This window comes from Glutamicibacter uratoxydans, assembly GCF_050753455.1.
Classification (GTDB): domain Bacteria; phylum Actinomycetota; class Actinomycetes; order Actinomycetales; family Micrococcaceae; genus Glutamicibacter; species Glutamicibacter uratoxydans_A.
This window is the reverse complement of sequence record NZ_CP192736.1, coordinates 2,246,185-2,262,299: the sequence shown is the minus strand read 5'-3', so window position 1 is coordinate 2,262,299 and position 16,115 is coordinate 2,246,185. Positions and strand designations below refer to the sequence as shown.

Genomic DNA, 16,115 nt, shown 5'->3' with positions numbered 1-16,115 from the left:
ACTCTCTCAGAGGAAGCCCGTCGTTGTTTCGTCGCGCAATACCCGGGCCGGCAGGTTCTGGATTTCGTGGGTTAAATTCCGTGTTTACCGAACTTTTTCTGTTCGTTGCACCACAGAAAACCGGAGCAGTTGCCAGAAGCGCGTAAAATAAGTAGTTGGGTCAAAAGTGGCCCCGATCCCTATGACCCGATATTCCTCGGACGGAAGTGAGCCTTCACGCATGTCAGAAAACATCACACTTCGCGAAGACCTTCGCAATGTCGCCATCGTTGCGCACGTTGACCACGGTAAAACCACCATGGTGAACGCGATGCTGCAGCACACCGGCGCATTCGATTCCCACGGCGAGACCGAAGATCGCGTGATGGACTCCGGCGAGTTGGAACGCGAAAAGGGCATCACCATTCTGGCCAAGAACACCACCGTGTTCTACGACGGTCCGGCGGCTAATGGCAGCAAGATGACCATGAACATCATCGACACCCCGGGTCACGCCGACTTTGGTGGCGAAGTTGAGCGTGGTTTGTCCATGGTCGACGGCGTGGTGCTACTGGTGGATGCCTCGGAAGGTCCACTGCCACAGACCCGCTTCGTGCTGCGTAAGGCTCTGGTCGCTAACCTGCCGGTAATCATCGTGGTTAACAAGACCGACCGCGCCGACGCCCGCATTGACGGGGTCATTTCCGACTCCATGGATCTGCTGCTGGGGTTGGCCTCGGATTTGGCCGATGAGGCTCCGGACTTGGACATCGACAAGATTCTCAACGTGCCGATCGTCTTCGCTTCGGGCAAGGCCGGTTTCGCTTCGATGAACCAGCCAGCGGACGGCACCTTGCCGGATAACGAGGACCTTGAGCCACTGTTCAAGACCATCATCGACCACGTGCCTGCGCCGTCCTACACCCCGGGTGAAGTACTCCAGGCCCACGTGACCAACCTCGACGCCTCCCCATTCTTGGGTCGTCTGGCACTGCTGCGCATCTTCAACGGCACCCTGCGCAAGGGGCAGCAGGTCACCTGGGCCCGCCAGGACGGCGAGCAGAAGACTGTGAAGATCACCGAACTGCTGGCCACCCAGGGGCTGAACCGTGTGCCCGCCGAGGAAGCCGGTCCGGGTGAAATTGTCGCCGTGGCCGGTATCGAGGACATTATGATCGGTGAAACCCTGACCGATCTGGAAAACCCTAAGCCGCTGCCATTGATCACCGTGGACCCACCAGCGATCTCGATGACCATCGGTATTAACACCTCCCCGCTGGCCGGTAAGGTCAAGGGCGCGAAGGTCACTGCCCGACAGGTCAAGGACCGTTTGGATCGCGAACTGATCGGCAACGTGTCGCTGAACGTGCTGCCCACCGAGCGCCCAGATGCTTGGGAAGTTCAGGGTCGTGGCGAATTGGCGCTGGCCATTTTGGTGGAGCAGATGCGCCGCGAAGGTTTCGAACTGACCGTGGGCAAGCCACAGGTTGTGACCAAGCTGATTGACGGCAAGGTGCACGAACCAATGGAACACATGACCATTGACGTGCCAGAAGAGTACTTGGGCGCCGTCACTCAGCTGCTGGCCGCCCGTAAGGGCCGGATGACCAATATGGCCAACCACGGCACCGGCTGGGTACGCATGGAATTCATGGTTCCCGCCCGCGGCCTCATCGGTTTCCGCACCCGCTTCATGACCGAAACCCGCGGCGCTGGCATCGCCTCCTCGCTGGCCGAGGGCTACGAGCCATGGGCCGGTCCAATCGAATACCGTGTCAACGGTTCGATTGTCGCCGACCGTTCCGGTGTGGTGACCCCGTTCGCGATGATTAACCTTCAGGAGCGGATGAGCTTCTTCGTGAAGCCCACCGAGGAAGTTTATGAAGGCATGATCGTGGGCGAGAACTCACGCGCTGACGACATGGATGTGAACATCACGAAGGAAAAGAAGCTCACCAATATGCGTGCCGCTTCCTCCGATAGCTTCGAAAACCTCACCCCACCACGCACCCTGACCTTGGAAGAATCCTTGGAATTCGCCCGTGAGGATGAATGTGTGGAGGTCACCCCGGAAGCCGTCCGTATCCGCAAGGTTCTGCTGAACGCCAACGACCGTGCCAAGGCTGCCCGTGCACGAGCAAAGAGCTAAACAGTCGTCGAACGCTGGCGGTAACCTCGGGGCGCTCTTGCGTGGTCTGGTTGTCGCCGGCGTGGCTGGAATTCTCGGTAGCGTCGTTCACGCCTCATTGTTCTACTGGGGGGATATCCCCGTGGTGTGGGGTGTGGGCTTGGCGTGGTTGTTCTTAGGGCTGCTGGTTTACTGGGCGGCCGCGGCTAGCCGGAAAATCTGGTCCGGTGCCCTGGGTTTCATCGGCTGCTATGTGGTCGTGGGGCTGTTGGCGTTCAACGGCAACGATCAGCTGATCACCCCGCTCTCCTTCTCCGAGTACCTGCCCGGGCCGACGCTGGCCTCCGCCCTGTGGGTCTATGGGATGGCTATTCCGGCGGTGATCGGACTGCTGCTGGCTCGACGCGCCTTGCGCCGTGAAGCCAGAAACCGACGAAGTATTGCTTGACGGCTTAAAACGGAAGGGGAGCTCCCACACTTGCGGAGCTCCCCTTCCGTTTTAGCGTTTAGTATCTGGTGTTTAGTTCCCCGTGATATCCAGATGGTGGGCCAAGAACAGCGAGGTGGCGACCCCGTCGGCTTCGGGCTCACGTAATGCGTAGTCCTCAATGACTTCCCGCAGCCGGCCCATCATTTCCTTTTGCGTGGCCTCGGAAAGTTTCAGTCCCACCCGTAACACCTGAATCTCCTGCGGATCCAAGCCATTGATTTCCTGCAAAAAGGTGTCCACTAGCAGTGGTGCGGCATCCGGTACCCGGGTGCCCCAAGACTGGCGGGTGCTGCGGTAGGGGACTTCTTTCGCCCCACGGTTACCCCGTCGGGGATCTTCGGCGGTCAAAAACCCGTTACTAACCAGGGTGCGCACATGATGCAATGAGGTCGCCGGATTCAAATCCAAAATGTCGGCGATTTCCTTATTAGTGCGAGACTCGTGCAGACATAAGCGTAGAATCCGCAGTCGCAGGGGCGAACTAAGCGCTCGGGCGCGGGATTGAACTTGCTCATCGGTCGGCATATAGCAAGCATACGTGATTTTCGGTTAGTGATTGGTTACTTCAAATCACATGCGTGTTGTGGGGCATCTGCGGCCCTCAGCGTGTGCTCCGACGTCGGGCCGGCGGGGGAGGGACCCGTTTAGCGTGGGTGATGTCCTTGCGCGGAACGACGATCACGCCACGTCTGGTTGCTATGCTCACACTCTGCGCGGTGACCTGCTGAAGTTCACCCAGCGCATCGCTGAGCTCGGGCGAAGAGCTGTCCAGATCGGCCGCTAGTCGATAGCGCACGACGATCCGATCGCCGGACTGCAGTTGATCCAGATCTAACATCCACCCACCTCCAAGTGGTAAATTCTCTTGCCACAACCGCGCAGAACGGTGCTGACTGTTAGTTCCCTATGTCACAGCATCCGTAGGGGGCATCAATTCACAGGATATCGGGACTAGACTGGTAGCTAAAACCAGCGCTTGCATGACCGCAGAAGTAATAGCTTCAAAGTCAGATGTCGGCGCCGCGACAAGTAACAGTGCAAGGAAAGGTCTCGGGTTCGTGACTTACATCATCGCTCAGCCGTGCGTGGACGTGAAAGATAAAGCGTGTGTCGAAGAGTGCCCGGTTGACTGTATCTACGAGGGTGAGCGTTCGCTCTATATTCACCCCGATGAGTGCGTAGACTGTGGCGCATGCGAACCAGTCTGCCCAGTTGAAGCAATCTATTACGAGGATGACGTGCCCGAGGAATGGGCCGAGTATTACAACGTGAACGTTGATTTCTTCGACGAAATTGGTTCACCGGGCGGAGCGGCTAAAATTGGCAACACCGGCACCGACCACCCAGTGGTCGCCGCGCTGCCACCGCAGAACCAAGACTAAGGTCCCCTCACCTATGCTCAAGCTTCCCGAATACCCCTGGAACCAGCTGACTCCATACCGCGACCTAGCGGCGCAGCATCCCCAGGGCAGTGTTGATCTGTCCATTGGCACCCCGGTGGATCCCACCCCAACGCTGATCCAAGAAGCACTGCGGGAGGCCAGTGACGCCCCCGGTTACCCCACCACCCACGGCACGCTCGAAGTTCGGGAAGCGATCGTCAGGTGGTTTGCACGGCGGCGCAATGTCAGCGCCTTAGATGCCGCGGACGTCATGCCGACCGTCGGATCCAAGGAAATGGTAGCTTGGCTGCCGCTGTTATTGGGTCTGGGTCCCGGGGACGTAGTAGTCCGTCCACGGATCGCCTACCCAACCTATGACATTGGTGCCACCCTAGTGGGAGCCACCAGCATCGCCACCGATGATCTGAACACCTTGAGTGCAGCTGAGCGCAGCGCGCTGAAGCTGGTGTGGATCAACTCCCCGGGTAACCCCACCGGTCAGGTACGCAGCATCGAGTCGTTACGTGCACTGGTCTCTCAGGCACGTGGTCTGGGGGCAGTGGTGGCCTCCGATGAGTGTTACGCCGAACTTGGGTGGGGCGAGTTTGAAACCGGTGTCCCCAGCGTGCTGGATCCACAAGTGTGCGAGGGAAACCTGGACAACCTGCTGGCACTATATTCACTTTCAAAACAATCCAACCTCGCTGGCTATCGCGCCGCGTTCATCGCGGGGGCACCAAATCTGATGCCTTCGCTAATCAATAATCGGAAGCATGCGGGCATGATTGTGCCGGCCCCGGTGCAACACGCCATGGTCGTAGCCTTGGATGACACGGCGCATGTGACCGCTCAGAAGGACAAATATCGGGCACGCCGGGAAGTGTTACGTCCTGCCTTAGAGAATTTCGGGCTACGGATTCAAGACTCCGAAGCCGGACTTTACCTCTGGTGCACGGATGGGTACAGCAGCTGGGAGACCATGCAGCGCCTGGCCGAACAAGGAATTATTGCTGGACCGGGAGCCTTTTACGGGCAAGCCGGAGAGCAACATGTGCGTATCGCGTTGACCGCAACCGACGAACGCATCGCACAAGCCGTCCAACGGTTAAATACGGCCGGTTAACCCCGGTAACGGAACATCAATTAGCAGGTAAAGACTAATTAGCGGTATGTTCTACGGTGACGACTGACCTTTCGGAACTACACGCTTTCCGGTTAGGAGAAGCAATGACAGAAATCAATTCTGCACAGCTGCAATTTGGGCAGATCAACCTCGATCTTCCCGTGGTACCCGCAGCAGAAGGCAACGCAGGGCTCAATGTAGCTCCGTTACTCAAGACCACTGGTGCGGTCACCTATGACCCGGGTTTCATGAATACCGCAGCAACCAAGTCTGCCATCACCTACATCGACGGTGACGCTGGGATTTTGCGCTACCGTGGTTACCCCATCGAGCAGTTGGCTGCGAAGTCCTCCTTTACCGAGGTGAGCTACTTGCTGATCTACGGTGAGCTGCCAACCCCGACTCAGCTTGATGAGTTCGACAATCGCCTGCGCCGCCACACCCTGCTGCACGAAGAGCTCAAGGGCTTCTTCGGTGGCTTCCCACGCGACGCGCACCCAATGCCGGTGTTGTCCTCGGCTGTGTCGGCACTGTCGACCTGGTACCAGGATTCACTGGACCCGAAGAACGAAGAGCAGGTCGAGCGTTCGACCATGCGCCTGCTGGCTAAGATGCCGGTGCTGGCCGCTTACGCTCACAAGAAGTCCATCGGTCAGGCACTGCTCTACCCGGATAACTCGATGAACATGGTCGAGAACTTCCTGCGCCTGTGCTTCGGTACCGCCGCCGAACCATATGAGCTGGACCCAGAAATGGTCAAGGCTCTTGATCTGCTGTTGATCTTGCACGCGGACCACGAGCAGAACTGCTCTACCTCCACCGTGCGACTGGTCGGTTCCTCCGACGCTAACCTGTTCGCCTCGGTTTCCGCTGGCATTAACGCGCTGTTCGGCCCAGCCCACGGTGGCGCGAACGAAGCAGTGCTGAAGATGCTACGCGAAATCCAGTCCTCTGGTGTGTCTCCGGAGACCTTCATGGAGAAGGTGAAGAACAAGGAAGATGGCGTACGTCTGATGGGCTTCGGCCACCGCGTGTACAAGAACTACGACCCACGCGCCAAGATCATCAAGCAGACCGCACACGATATTCTGGCCAAGCAGGGCTCCAACGAGCTGCTTGACATCGCGATGAGCCTCGAAGAGAAGGCGCTGAACGATGATTACTTCATCTCCCGCAAGCTCTACCCGAACGTGGACTTCTACACCGGGTTGATCTACAAGGCTATGGGTTTCCCCGAGAAGATGTTTACCGTCCTCTTCGCTATCGGTCGTCTGCCAGGCTGGATTGCCCAGTGGCGCGAAATGATGCAGGATCCCGAAACCAAGATTGGTCGCCCACGTCAGCTGTACACCGGGCAGGCCGAACGCAACTACCCAGGCCTGTAAGAACAACTCTTCACAGACCTGAAGAGCCGGCAAGGCGCCGCATTGACCGATGCGCTGCCTTGCCGGCTCTCTGTTTTAACCGAGCATTCCGGCGTATTCTGGTTAGTTATGGGGGACATACATCGTTTAGTTAAGGTGGGTGCGCATGTATTTCCGCCAAGGTAATAACTGGTCACTGGGTGTCAGCTCGAACCCACAACTGTTGATGGCCCTGTATCTTCGGGAGCTGGGCGGGATCAATCCGCTGGATACCGGGCCGAATAGTGCACTGGCGCAGCGGAGTAAACCACGAGCTCGGCAAACCTCCAACTGTCCGGGTCAGATCCGCCAAGAATGGTGTTCCTGGTGGGATTCGTTGATGAAGGACAGCCGGGCGTTGAACGAGCAGCGGGCACCGGATTTGCTCGGTGAACTTGCCGCACAAGGTTATCCCGAATTGCGCAAGCTGGCCCACGCCCATTACGGCCAAGCAACGCTCTTTGCACAAAACCATGTGCAAGATTTCACCCAACGGAGTAAACAGTTCATCCCCGCTCGCTTGGACGAGGTGGAGAAGCTGATGACTCGACGCGGCATTGACCACTTGCCTGGGGCCCCGGCAATCCACGTGCAATTGGTGGACCTACCCCTGCACGAACCCCGGGCGTGGCTGAGTGGCACCACGGTGCTAGCTAGCAGCCGGCTTCTGCACGATGCCCAGGCCTTCGCCGGATATATGGAACCGATCATTAGCGCGATTTTTCAAACGGACCCCCAGTAGCATCGGTATGAACTTTTCCTCCCCGGATGTTCCAGAGCCGGGCAAAGGGAGGATAATCAAAAGGTACAGCGGAAAAAGCTCGAGCAATTGCCCGTGGTTCACGGGCAATTCGGGTTCCGGGTAGGAGGGCCTATGGCAGCACGGATGAGAATAATCAGCTAACCGTGGGAGCCGGTGCGCGAAGCCGGTTCTTTGGCAACGAGCCGAAGGGAGAAGCTCATGAGTGCCAGCCCTACAGCGGGTCACCGATCCGCTCATCACCGTGGATTAGCCTTGGCTTTAGGCGGGTTGATAATCGCCGCGGGATTCGCATCTTTTATTTTCTTGGTGCCACAGGCCGATACCGTGACTCGTAGTCCGCTGTGGATTGCGGTGATTTGGGGTGCCCTCATGGTGGGGTACGGGGTTTACCGGATGATCCGTGGAGACAGCAAACTTGACCACGAGCATGGTGGAACCAATAGCGAACCGCAATAGTCACCGGGGTTGTTCGGGTTTGCGCCAGCGAAAAGTGGGGCCTCGTTCCTGACTCAGGAACGAGGCCCCCACTTGGTGATCCGGTGAGGATCAGTTGGAATGAAGCTCTGAGTTGAGGGTGACCTGTTGTCCGGCACGCGGCAGAGCTTCAACGGCGCCGGTCTGTGAGTTGCGGCGGAAGAGGAGCCCGGGTACTCCGGAGAGTTCCAACGCCTTCACGGTGCGCCCGGCTAAGCTCACCCGGGTGCCTGCGGTGACGTACAGTCCGGCCTCCACCACGCAGTCATCGCCCACCGAGATCCCTACACCGGCGTTGGCACCTAAGAGGACCCGTTCGCCGATGGTGATCCGTTCCTTCCCGCCGCCGGAGAGAGTTCCCATAATTGAGGCACCGCCCCCCACATCCGAACCATTACCAACCACCACAGAGGCGGAGATGCGGCCCTCGACCATGGAAGCGCCGAGCGTGCCAGCATTGAAGTTCACGAAGCCTTCATGCATCACGGTGGTTCCTTCGGCGAGATGGGCACCGAGGCGGACCCGGTCGGCGTCGGCGATCCGCACTCCGGAAGGGATCACGTAGTCCAGCATCCGTGGGAACTTGTCCACACCGTAGACATTGACGATGCCGCGCGAACGCAGCCGCATGCGGGTCAGCTCAAAGTCTGTGGCCTGGCAGGGGCCAAAGTTGGTCCATACGATGTTGGGGAGCAACCCGAAAATCCCATCGAGGTTAATGGAGTTCGGTTCCACCAGCCGATGCGAGAGCAAATGCAACCGTAACCACACATCGGCGGTATCCGCCGGAGCCACATCCAAGTTAATGGTCAGTGAGAGAACCTCTTGACGGGTCCTGCGGTCGGGATCTTTGGCCGCCAAAACAGCAAGTTCCCCGGAAGTTTGTGGTGCCTGGGCGAGGACGCCAAGAACCGGGGCAGGGTACCAAACATCAAGTACGGTACCGTCTTCGGCTACGGTGGCTAAACCGTGCGCGGAGGCCAGACGTACGAGATCATCCTGTGTTTCTGTCGCGACTGAAGTCATGAAAATATCGTACCGGCCGTAGCTCGCGGTACCGTGGGTGATGACGTTAAGACCGTAAAAAATGAATACAAAGTGGGTAATTTTGCGATGACACTGGATCTGACTTCAGATGTAGCGCTGCTGACTGAGCAGCTACTGAACATTAACTCGGTGTCCGGAAATGAGACTCAGCTCGCCGATTTGATCTACTCGGCTCTGCAAAATTACACGCATTTAGAGCTGTACCGCGATGGGGATGCGATTGTGGCACGCACCTTGTTAGGCCGCGAACGTCGGGTGATTCTGGCCGGACATTTAGACACAGTCCCTTTGCCCGTTCATCCCGAAGCCTTGGGAACGGTACCCAGCATGGTACGCGATGGGATTCTCTATGGCCGTGGTGCTACCGACATGAAAGGTGGCGTGGCCGTCCAGTTGGCATTGGCCGCGAGTCTGGCCGACCCCGCCCATGACATCACCTTTATCTTTTATGACCACGAAGAAGTTGAGGCGGCAAAATCTGGGCTGGGCCGGCTTTCACGTACGCGTCCAGATCTTTTAGAAGGGGATTTCGCGATCCTCTTGGAGCCCACCAATGGGACGGTGGAGGGTGGTTGCAATGGCACCAGCCGGTTCTTAGTGCGCACCCATGGGCAGGCAGCCCACTCGGCGCGTGCCTGGATGGGGCAGAACGCGATTCATGCCGCGGCGCCGATCTTGCAACGGTTGAGCGAGTACCAGCCCGAGACTGTGACCGTGGACGGGCTGGCTTACCGAGAATCGCTGAACGCGGTACGGATTAGTGGCGGGATCGCTGGCAACGTGATTCCGGATTATTGCGAGGTATCGGTTAATTACCGTTTCGCGCCGAGTAAGACCGTGGAAGAATCCGAGCGTGTCGTGCGTGAGCTGTTTGACGGGTTTGAGGTGGTGCGCACCGACGGCGCGAATGGGGCGCGTCCGGGATTGGATCAGCCCATCGCCGCCTCGCTCGTGGCGGCCGTCGGCCAAGATCCGATGCCGAAATATGGGTGGACCGACGTGGCCCGCTTCGCTGCGCTGGGGATCCCGGCGGTGAACTTTGGTCCGGGCGATGCATTATTAGCGCATAGTGCCGATGAACATGTTGCCCAAGAAGCTATTCGCCAATGCCTGCGCAGTTTGCGCACCTGGTTGCAAGACTAAGAATGCCTCGGCGGAGGACCAATCCCGTTCTGGGCTTGGTCCTCCGCCGAGGCGTTGATGAGCGGTTAGTCAACGTCGGTGACGCGGACTATTTCTTCGGGTCGGGATCCGTAGGCTGCTGCGGATCGGTGGCACCGGTCACGGCCTGATCGGCTGGGACAGCTACCGGGGCAGCCGCATTCTTATCCTTTTTCACCCGGCTACCGAGTCGGCGCGAAACAATCTCGGCAACCTTACCCAGTGCGAAGTTGATGAGAATAAAGATCGCGGCGGCCACGATCAGACCCTGCAACACGTTCCCGTTCGGGGAAGTGTACGTACGGGCGTAGAACAACAGCTCGTTGAAGCTGATGATGTAACCCAGTGCCGAGTCCTTCAGGATCACGATGAACTGCCCGATCAGAGCGGGCAGCATGGCCACCAATGCCTGCGGGATTTCGATGTACCGTAGCGAACGAGCACGGGTCAGGCCGATGGCAATACCGGCCTCACGTTGCCCCTTGGGCAGGTTATGCACACCGGAGCGGACCAATTCGGCAACCACCGAACCGTTGTAGAAAACCAGTGCGGCAACCACGGCCCACATGGCGGTGTCTCCACCGAGGGCCAAGCTACGCGAGAAGAACACGTTGAAGAACACGATCATCAGCAGCACCGGCACCGCGCGGAAGAACTCTACGATGACGGTACTGACGCCATTGATCAGCTTGTTTTGTGAAAGCCGACCAACACCGAAGATCAGACCGAAGATGACCGAACCGACTACACCGAACACCGCTGCGGTCAGCGTGTTATACAGACCCGGTAAGAGGTAGTTGGTCCAGGTGCTGCCCTGAAGGAAGTCATCCCACTGTGAGGCCTGCATTTGGCCCTTGGCAGCCAGCCCGAAGACCACCCAAGCCAAGATGGCCAACCCAGCCAATGCGCCGAGCACATTGATGAGCAGGATCCGTCGGCGAGCCTTTGGGCCGGGGGTGTCGAAAAGAATGGACGCGCTCATCGTGCCACCGCCAGTTTCTTCGATAGCCAAGTGGTGAGCAATCCGACCGGGATCACAATAATTACGAAGCCGATGGCGAAGGTAAGGAAGATCGGGATCACGATGTCGGCCCGAAACTCAATCATCGTTTTCATGACCGAGGAAGCTTCAGTGGCCACCGATCCAACGGCGGCAACCGTGGAGTTCTTGATCAGTGCGATCAAGGTGTTACCCAGTGGAACAATGGCCCCGCGGAAAGCCTGCGGCAGGATGATCAGTCGAGCCGCGGGCATGAAGCTCAACCCGATGGCGCGTGCTGCTTCGGCCTGACCCAAAGGAACCGTGTTCACACCCGAACGGATCGCCTCACAGACGAATGCCGCATGGTAGATGGCTAGGCCCATGACCGCCAGCCGGAAGAAGTTCTCATGGAACTCACCGCCGAGGTTGAAGCCCAGTTGCCCGTAGAGGGCCAGCACACCGAAGAGCAAAATAATGGTCAGCGGGGTGTTACGGATGAGGTTTACGTAGCTGGTGCCGATGGCTTGGAAGCTGGCCACCGGCGAGATGCGCAGCATCGCCAAAATCGTGCCCAGAATCAGGGCGAAGATCGCCGCCCAGAAAGTCAGTTGAATGTTGACCCAGAATGCTCCGGGAATGTCGTACTCAGTGAATATCGATAAATAGTTCTCCACTGTAAGCCTCTATCTCGATGGCCATGGTGTGGCCAAGTGGCTAAGGGGTCGATGCCGGTGCCGAGCCAACGGCACCGGAGGGAACGCTGGGTGCGAAAAGGGGCCAAGGGCTAGGTCCTTGGCCCCTTTTCACTCCGTAGGCCTTAGGCGCAAGAATCACCCAGGGTTGGAGGGTTGGTCTCAGCGTTCGGGGTGTACCCGGTGCCCTCGGTGTTGGCGTTCAGGGCTTCTTCCCAGGCGCCGGATTCGATCATCTTGGTGATCGCGGCGTTGATGTCGCCACACTTGTCGCTACCCTCGGGCAGACCCACACCGTAGTTCTCCTCGGTGAATGGTGCGCCGACAACCTTGAAGTTGCCCTGGTAGGCAGGCTGAGCTGCCAGACCGGCAAGGATGATGTCATCGGTGGTCACCGCGTCGATAGTGCCGCCGCTCATCTGGGTTACGCATTCCGCGTAGCCCGGCAGTTCCTGCAGGTTGGTGTTTTCTGCGTAGGTGTCCTTCACCTTCTGGGCGGAGGTGGAACCGGTGACCGAGCACAGGGTCTTGCCGTTCAGGTCCTCTGGGCCGGTAATATCCGAGTCGGTGCTCACCAGTAGGTCCTGACCGGCGACGAAGTATGGTCCGGCGAAGTCAACAACCTTGTTGCGTTCTTCGGTAATCGAGTAGGTCGCGAAGATCATGTCGACCTGGTTGTTCTGCAGCATGGTTTCGCGGTTAGCCGATGGCGCGGAGACGAATTCGATCTGGTCCTCGGTATAACCCAGTTCAGTTGCCACATACTTGGCCACGTCAACATCGAAACCGGTGTAGTTGTCCCCATCCTTAAAGCCCAGACCAGGCTGGTCGAACTTGATGCCGATGCGGATTGAGTCGGCATCGCCTTCGCCACCGCCGGAGCCACCACAGGCTGTCATGGCCAATGCGGCAACAGCTGCCATCGCTGCAACGGTTCCAAAACGAGTCTTACGCATATTTCCTCCTGATTTGATGCGAGTTAGTGCTAGTGATTGGTGATCAGCTTGCCCAAGAAATCCTTGGCGCGATCGGTTTGTGGGTTCGTGAAGAACTCATTTGGTGGGGCTTGTTCCACAATCTTTCCATCGGCCATGAAAATGACGCGATCGGCGGCTTTACGAGCGAAGCCCATCTCGTGGGTGACCACCAACATGGTCATACCTTCCTTGGCCAAACCCACCATCGTGTCCAAGACCTCGTTGATCATTTCCGGGTCCAACGCACTGGTTGGCTCATCAAAGAGCATCACCTTCGGCTTCATCGCCAACGCCCGAGCGATGGCCACACGCTGCTGCTGACCGCCGGAAAGCTGTGCCGGAAGCTTTCCCGCCTGGTTGGCTACACCCACCCTTTCGAGTAACTGCATGGCGAGGGCCTCAGCTTCGGCCTTCTTCATCCCCTTGACCTTGATGGGTCCAAGAGTCACATTCTCCAAGATGGTCTTGTGAGCGAAGAGGTTGAAGGACTGGAACACCATACCAACGTCGGCGCGCAGGTTGGCCAGCGCCTTGCCTTCTTCCGGAAGGGTCTTGCCATCGATCTTGATGGTTCCATCATCGATGGTTTCCAGCCGATTGATCGCGCGGCACAAGGTGGACTTGCCCGAGCCCGAGGGGCCGAGAATCACGACTACTTCGCCCTTAGGGACTTGCAAGTTGATGTCATTGAGAACATGAAGGGCGCCGTAATGCTTGTTGACCTTTGTCAGTTCGACAATCGGGCCGTCATATGAAGATTGAGTGGCATGATCTCTTTTCATACCGTAGACATTATCCGATGTGACGGCGATTACGCGATAGATCTGGGAACTAGGCCGAAGTTGTTACCTAATGGTAATCAAAGAATCGACGCTGACATGGCCAAAATGATCGGGGCTTAGTGCTCAGCGGTTGGTTTGTCGCCGGCGGGGGCCAGTCAACACAGAATCTGCGGAACTTGGCGGAAATCGGGCTATTCGAAGTGCCATCGCAAGGGAGCCAGCAGCGCCGTGTAGTGCCCAGGAACCCTAGATTCATGTCTCGAATCGGTGCCACAATTCTCACGGTCCGTCGTAGGCAGGTGGTGCGTCGCGGTGAGAACGTTGTCAAATCGTTTGCTTAGTGCGGCGTTAGCTTCGGCTGATAGGGCATGCACAGCAGATAGAGTAAATACATGGTTCCAAAACGAAAGAGTGAAGAGAACGCCCGAGCGGGCCGGAAGATGCACGTGGAGGCATCCTGGCCTGGAAAGACGCCGGGGATGCAGCTGGACCGGTATCTGCTGGCTAGTTCGCAGGAAGACTTCACCCACAATGACGTGTGGCGGGTGCTGCGCATCCAAAGTGAATTCGTTTCAGGCTTTGGCGCTTTGGCGGGAATTGGGCCCGCTGTGTCGGTGTTCGGTTCCGCGCGGACCAGCGAGGATAACCCTTACTATCAGGCGGCCGAAAGAATCGGGGCGCGTCTGGCCGAAGCGGGTCTGATCACGATCACCGGTGGTGGCCCGGGCATTATGGAGGCGGCCAATAAGGGCGCGTATGAGGCCGACGGAGTGTCGGTGGGTCTAGGCATCGAGCTGCCGTTTGAGACGGGCCTGAATAAGTGGGTCAATAAGGGTATTAACTTCCGATACTTCTTCGTGCGCAAAACCATTTTCGTCAAGTACTCCCAAGGTTTCATCGTGATGCCCGGCGGGTTCGGAACTCTTGATGAACTCTTTGAAGCACTGACCCTCGTCCAGACCGAGAAAGTCACCGGGTTCCCCATCGTGCTGTTTGGCTCCGAGTATTGGGGTGGGCTGGTGGATTGGCTGACCAAGGTGGTGGCCGAGGAACGCTGCATTTCGCCCAAGGACCTGAACCTGTTCACCGTCACCGACGATCCGGACGAGGCGGTCGATGTGGTGATCAGTGCGCTGATGGACGCTCATTCGGCACGGCAAGCGAAGGGACTGTAATGCCATTTGTACTCATAACCCTGGCCATCGTGATCTGTGGTGCCGCCGCTTTTTTCCTCACCATGCTGCGCAAACCAGCCCGGCCGGTGGGCCAACACTTCAGCGCTCCTACCGAGCCGGTCGTGGGGCTGATAGAACCGGACGCCTCACTTCCGCCGGTACTGCTGCCGAAGCAACCCTCACGGGCGGACGTGGACGCGGTACGTTTCTCCATCGGGCTGCGCGGCTATCGTTGCGACCAGGTAGATGACGTTCTGGATCAACTTGCAGCACGGATTGACGAGCTCGAAAAAACGATTCATGACATGGAATCTCGGCGTGTGATTAGCGACACGGGACAAAATTAGCAATAATAGGAGCTAAGAGTCTTCAGATCAACTAGGTAATCCCGGTTGATCTTCGGGCCAAGCCAAGACCGGGTGATCTTGCCCCACGGGGAAAGACCCATCGGGTTACTGACGAAGGGAACAACTTACATGGCGGCGATGAAGCCACGCACCGGTGATGGGCCAATGGAAGTCACCAAGGAAGGCCGAAGCTTGATCCTGCGCCTGCCAATTGACGGTGGCGGTCGTCTGGTGGTCGAGTTGAATGCAACCGAAGCCACCGAGTTGCGTAATTGTCTGGTGGATGTCACCGAATAGAACGACGAATAAAGGACCGGTGCAAACCGGTCCTTTGTCATTTCTTCAAACCTTTAAGGTGACTGAGCGCAGCTGTGCGCGCCGCGCGATACCGCAGCCTCAGTGCCGCCACGGCATCGCTACGCTGAACGGTCAACGGCGAGGAACAGGCCCTGCTCAGTGGGTAGTAAGTGGCATAGCATCGTTGGGTCTTCGCGCAGCATCCGCATCGCATCACGCATCGCCACCGTGGATGCTTGGCGTACCGCGGGCTTGGCCAAACGATGCTCGTCGAAGGCGTTACTGATCAGAATTACCCCGCGGGCACCGATCAGCCGTTTGGACTCGGCGACGTAATCCAGCAGATTGGCATGCCCGGCATCGATCAGCACCATGTCGTAGGAGCTGTCGTTGAGTCGACCCAGGACGGTGGCCGAACGCTCGGTGATGATTCGTGCCCGGGCTCCCAGGATCCGGTCCTCGCGTAAAGCCTCGCGCAGTGCGCCGACATGTTCCAGATCGCTTTCAATCACGGTCAGTGTGCCACGGTCACCCATCCCGCGCAGGATCGCCAACGAGGCCACGCCGACGCCGGAACCGATCTGCACCACGCTGCGCGGTCGATGCAAGGAGCACAACACTTCCAACAACGCGCGTCCGGCAGGGTCGATGGTCTTGGCTCCGAGTTCCTGACCGCGTTGCCGTGCGCGCTGCAGTACCTCGTCCTCAGACACGGAATTTTGGGCAAGGGCCCAGCTGGCGAACAATTCGGTATTCAGCGAAGGCATCGGCGTTGTTCCTCAATCATTAGTATCGGCACGGTCTATGTTATCGCCCTTGGTCACCGAATCGTGGGATGCCGAACTGGGGGTAGTAGTGCAGAGAATTCTTAGCTTGCGCTCAGCTGCACCCGCCAGACTTATGATGTGAGCGA

The 16,115-nt window shown here is 58.1% G+C and carries 19 protein-coding genes; 11 read left to right on the top strand and 8 right to left on the bottom strand.

Translation table 11 applies throughout. From position 1 onward, the window contains the following. Nucleotides 1–220 precede the first annotated feature (220 nt). Both typA and ACQQZ8_RS10325 read left to right on the top strand, forming a co-directional pair. On the top strand, nucleotides 221–2,128 hold the full coding sequence (typA, locus tag ACQQZ8_RS10330) for a translational GTPase TypA (RefSeq protein WP_431709745.1): 1,908 nt from the start codon (nucleotides 221–223) through the stop codon (nucleotides 2,126–2,128). Continuing rightward, complete coding sequence (locus ACQQZ8_RS10325) at nucleotides 2,109–2,555, top strand: hypothetical protein (RefSeq protein ID WP_431709744.1); 447 nt, start codon at nucleotides 2,109–2,111, stop codon at nucleotides 2,553–2,555. Before typA ends, ACQQZ8_RS10325 begins: the two co-directional genes overlap by 20 nt. Nucleotides 2,556–2,627: 72 nt before the next feature. Here ACQQZ8_RS10325 and ACQQZ8_RS10320 read toward each other — a convergent pair whose 3' ends face one another. Beyond that, nucleotides 2,628–3,122 carry a helix-turn-helix domain-containing protein gene (locus tag ACQQZ8_RS10320; RefSeq protein WP_431709743.1) on the bottom strand — a complete coding sequence of 165 codons (495 nt, stop codon included), beginning with the start codon at nucleotides 3,120–3,122 and terminating at the stop codon, nucleotides 2,628–2,630. A gap of 76 nt (nucleotides 3,123–3,198) precedes the next feature. Next, a complete protein-coding gene (locus ACQQZ8_RS10315) occupies nucleotides 3,199–3,435 on the bottom strand; it encodes a hypothetical protein (RefSeq protein WP_431709742.1) in 237 nt (78 codons plus the stop codon). A gap of 220 nt (nucleotides 3,436–3,655) precedes the next feature. Here ACQQZ8_RS10315 and fdxA point away from each other — a divergent pair, with 220 nt between their 5' ends. From fdxA to ACQQZ8_RS10290, 5 genes are all read left to right on the top strand, one after another. Then, nucleotides 3,656–3,979 carry a ferredoxin gene (gene fdxA / locus ACQQZ8_RS10310; protein ID WP_431709741.1) on the top strand — a complete coding sequence of 108 codons (324 nt, stop codon included), beginning with the start codon at nucleotides 3,656–3,658 and terminating at the stop codon, nucleotides 3,977–3,979. Between the two features lie 13 nt (nucleotides 3,980–3,992). After that, nucleotides 3,993–5,102: a succinyldiaminopimelate transaminase gene (gene dapC / locus ACQQZ8_RS10305; protein ID WP_431709740.1), complete on the top strand. Its 1,110-nt coding sequence runs from the start codon at nucleotides 3,993–3,995 to the stop codon at nucleotides 5,100–5,102. A gap of 104 nt (nucleotides 5,103–5,206) precedes the next feature. Then, complete coding sequence (locus ACQQZ8_RS10300; RefSeq protein ID WP_431709739.1) at nucleotides 5,207–6,487, top strand: citrate synthase; 1,281 nt, start codon at nucleotides 5,207–5,209, stop codon at nucleotides 6,485–6,487. Between the two features lie 145 nt (nucleotides 6,488–6,632). Then, nucleotides 6,633–7,247: a hypothetical protein gene (locus ACQQZ8_RS10295; RefSeq protein ID WP_431709738.1), complete on the top strand. Its 615-nt coding sequence runs from the start codon at nucleotides 6,633–6,635 to the stop codon at nucleotides 7,245–7,247. A gap of 219 nt (nucleotides 7,248–7,466) precedes the next feature. Then, the gene (locus ACQQZ8_RS10290; RefSeq protein ID WP_431709737.1) at nucleotides 7,467–7,724 is read left to right on the top strand and encodes a hypothetical protein; all 258 of its coding nucleotides are present in this window, start codon (nucleotides 7,467–7,469) and stop codon (nucleotides 7,722–7,724) included. Nucleotides 7,725–7,814: 90 nt separating this feature from the next. Here ACQQZ8_RS10290 and dapD read toward each other — a convergent pair whose 3' ends face one another. Then, nucleotides 7,815–8,768: a 2,3,4,5-tetrahydropyridine-2,6-dicarboxylate N-succinyltransferase gene (dapD, locus tag ACQQZ8_RS10285; RefSeq protein WP_431709736.1), complete on the bottom strand. Its 954-nt coding sequence runs from the start codon at nucleotides 8,766–8,768 to the stop codon at nucleotides 7,815–7,817. Between the two features lie 87 nt (nucleotides 8,769–8,855). Here dapD and dapE point away from each other — a divergent pair, with 87 nt between their 5' ends. Then, a complete protein-coding gene (gene dapE / locus ACQQZ8_RS10280) occupies nucleotides 8,856–9,932 on the top strand; it encodes a succinyl-diaminopimelate desuccinylase (RefSeq protein WP_431712179.1) in 1,077 nt (358 codons plus the stop codon). A gap of 88 nt (nucleotides 9,933–10,020) precedes the next feature. Here the strand turns inward: dapE and ACQQZ8_RS10275 are convergent, their stop codons facing one another. The 4 genes from ACQQZ8_RS10275 to ACQQZ8_RS10260 all read right to left on the bottom strand — a co-directional run bounded on the left by ACQQZ8_RS10275 (nucleotide 10,021) and on the right by ACQQZ8_RS10260 (nucleotide 13,383). Then, nucleotides 10,021–10,932: an amino acid ABC transporter permease gene (locus ACQQZ8_RS10275; protein ID WP_431709735.1), complete on the bottom strand. Its 912-nt coding sequence runs from the start codon at nucleotides 10,930–10,932 to the stop codon at nucleotides 10,021–10,023. Next, entirely contained in the window at nucleotides 10,929–11,606 is a 678-nt protein-coding gene (locus tag ACQQZ8_RS10270) for an amino acid ABC transporter permease (protein WP_431709734.1), read from the bottom strand. Before ACQQZ8_RS10270 ends, ACQQZ8_RS10275 begins: the two co-directional genes overlap by 4 nt. Before the next feature lie 143 nt (nucleotides 11,607–11,749). Further along, nucleotides 11,750–12,580 (bottom strand): glutamate ABC transporter substrate-binding protein, encoded by an 831-nt coding sequence (locus tag ACQQZ8_RS10265; protein ID WP_431709733.1) that lies wholly within the window; start codon nucleotides 12,578–12,580, stop codon nucleotides 11,750–11,752. Between the two features lie 29 nt (nucleotides 12,581–12,609). Beyond that, on the bottom strand, nucleotides 12,610–13,383 hold the full coding sequence (locus tag ACQQZ8_RS10260; protein WP_431709732.1) for an amino acid ABC transporter ATP-binding protein: 774 nt from the start codon (nucleotides 13,381–13,383) through the stop codon (nucleotides 12,610–12,612). A gap of 440 nt (nucleotides 13,384–13,823) precedes the next feature. Here ACQQZ8_RS10260 and ACQQZ8_RS10255 point away from each other — a divergent pair, with 440 nt between their 5' ends. The 3 genes from ACQQZ8_RS10255 (at nucleotide 13,824) to ACQQZ8_RS10245 (ending at nucleotide 15,202) form a co-directional block, all read left to right on the top strand. Further along, the gene (locus ACQQZ8_RS10255) at nucleotides 13,824–14,558 is read left to right on the top strand and encodes a TIGR00730 family Rossman fold protein (protein WP_431712178.1); all 735 of its coding nucleotides are present in this window, start codon (nucleotides 13,824–13,826) and stop codon (nucleotides 14,556–14,558) included. Next, nucleotides 14,558–14,905, top strand: coding sequence for a DivIVA domain-containing protein (locus ACQQZ8_RS10250; RefSeq protein ID WP_431709731.1), 348 nt, complete (start codon nucleotides 14,558–14,560; stop codon nucleotides 14,903–14,905). The genes ACQQZ8_RS10255 and ACQQZ8_RS10250 overlap by 1 nt, the downstream gene beginning before the upstream one ends. 129 nt (nucleotides 14,906–15,034) lie before the next feature. Beyond that, nucleotides 15,035–15,202: a DUF3117 domain-containing protein gene (locus ACQQZ8_RS10245; protein WP_431709730.1), complete on the top strand. Its 168-nt coding sequence runs from the start codon at nucleotides 15,035–15,037 to the stop codon at nucleotides 15,200–15,202. 119 nt (nucleotides 15,203–15,321) lie between these two features. Here the strand turns inward: ACQQZ8_RS10245 and ACQQZ8_RS10240 are convergent, their stop codons facing one another. After that, the gene (locus ACQQZ8_RS10240; RefSeq protein WP_431709729.1) at nucleotides 15,322–15,969 is read right to left on the bottom strand and encodes an O-methyltransferase; all 648 of its coding nucleotides are present in this window, start codon (nucleotides 15,967–15,969) and stop codon (nucleotides 15,322–15,324) included. Nucleotides 15,970–16,115: the final 146 nt, after the last annotated feature.

Excerpts from the sequence above, each read along its gene's own strand:
- typA (WP_431709745.1), top strand. The coding sequence starts at position 221 with ATGTCAGAAAACATCACACTTCGCGAAGACCTTCGCAATGTCGCCATC.
- dapC (WP_431709740.1), top strand. The coding sequence starts at position 3,993 with ATGCTCAAGCTTCCCGAATACCCCTGGAACCAGCTGACTCCATACCGC.
- ACQQZ8_RS10320 (WP_431709743.1), bottom strand. The coding sequence starts at position 3,122 with ATGCCGACCGATGAGCAAGTTCAATCCCGCGCCCGAGCGCTTAGTTCG.
- ACQQZ8_RS10265 (WP_431709733.1), bottom strand. The coding sequence starts at position 12,580 with ATGCGTAAGACTCGTTTTGGAACCGTTGCAGCGATGGCAGCTGTTGCC.
- ACQQZ8_RS10290 (WP_431709737.1), top strand. The coding sequence starts at position 7,467 with ATGAGTGCCAGCCCTACAGCGGGTCACCGATCCGCTCATCACCGTGGA.
- dapE (WP_431712179.1), top strand. The coding sequence starts at position 8,856 with ATGACACTGGATCTGACTTCAGATGTAGCGCTGCTGACTGAGCAGCTA.
- ACQQZ8_RS10295 (WP_431709738.1), top strand. The coding sequence starts at position 6,633 with ATGTATTTCCGCCAAGGTAATAACTGGTCACTGGGTGTCAGCTCGAAC.
- ACQQZ8_RS10250 (WP_431709731.1), top strand. The coding sequence starts at position 14,558 with ATGCCATTTGTACTCATAACCCTGGCCATCGTGATCTGTGGTGCCGCC.
- ACQQZ8_RS10240 (WP_431709729.1), bottom strand. The coding sequence starts at position 15,969 with ATGCCTTCGCTGAATACCGAATTGTTCGCCAGCTGGGCCCTTGCCCAA.
- dapD (WP_431709736.1), bottom strand. The coding sequence starts at position 8,768 with ATGACTTCAGTCGCGACAGAAACACAGGATGATCTCGTACGTCTGGCC.
- ACQQZ8_RS10260 (WP_431709732.1), bottom strand. The coding sequence starts at position 13,383 with ATGAAAAGAGATCATGCCACTCAATCTTCATATGACGGCCCGATTGTC.
- ACQQZ8_RS10255 (WP_431712178.1), top strand. The coding sequence starts at position 13,824 with ATGCACGTGGAGGCATCCTGGCCTGGAAAGACGCCGGGGATGCAGCTG.
- ACQQZ8_RS10245 (WP_431709730.1), top strand. The coding sequence starts at position 15,035 with ATGGCGGCGATGAAGCCACGCACCGGTGATGGGCCAATGGAAGTCACC.
- ACQQZ8_RS10315 (WP_431709742.1), bottom strand. The coding sequence starts at position 3,435 with ATGTTAGATCTGGATCAACTGCAGTCCGGCGATCGGATCGTCGTGCGC.
- ACQQZ8_RS10275 (WP_431709735.1), bottom strand. The coding sequence starts at position 10,932 with ATGAGCGCGTCCATTCTTTTCGACACCCCCGGCCCAAAGGCTCGCCGA.
- ACQQZ8_RS10300 (WP_431709739.1), top strand. The coding sequence starts at position 5,207 with ATGACAGAAATCAATTCTGCACAGCTGCAATTTGGGCAGATCAACCTC.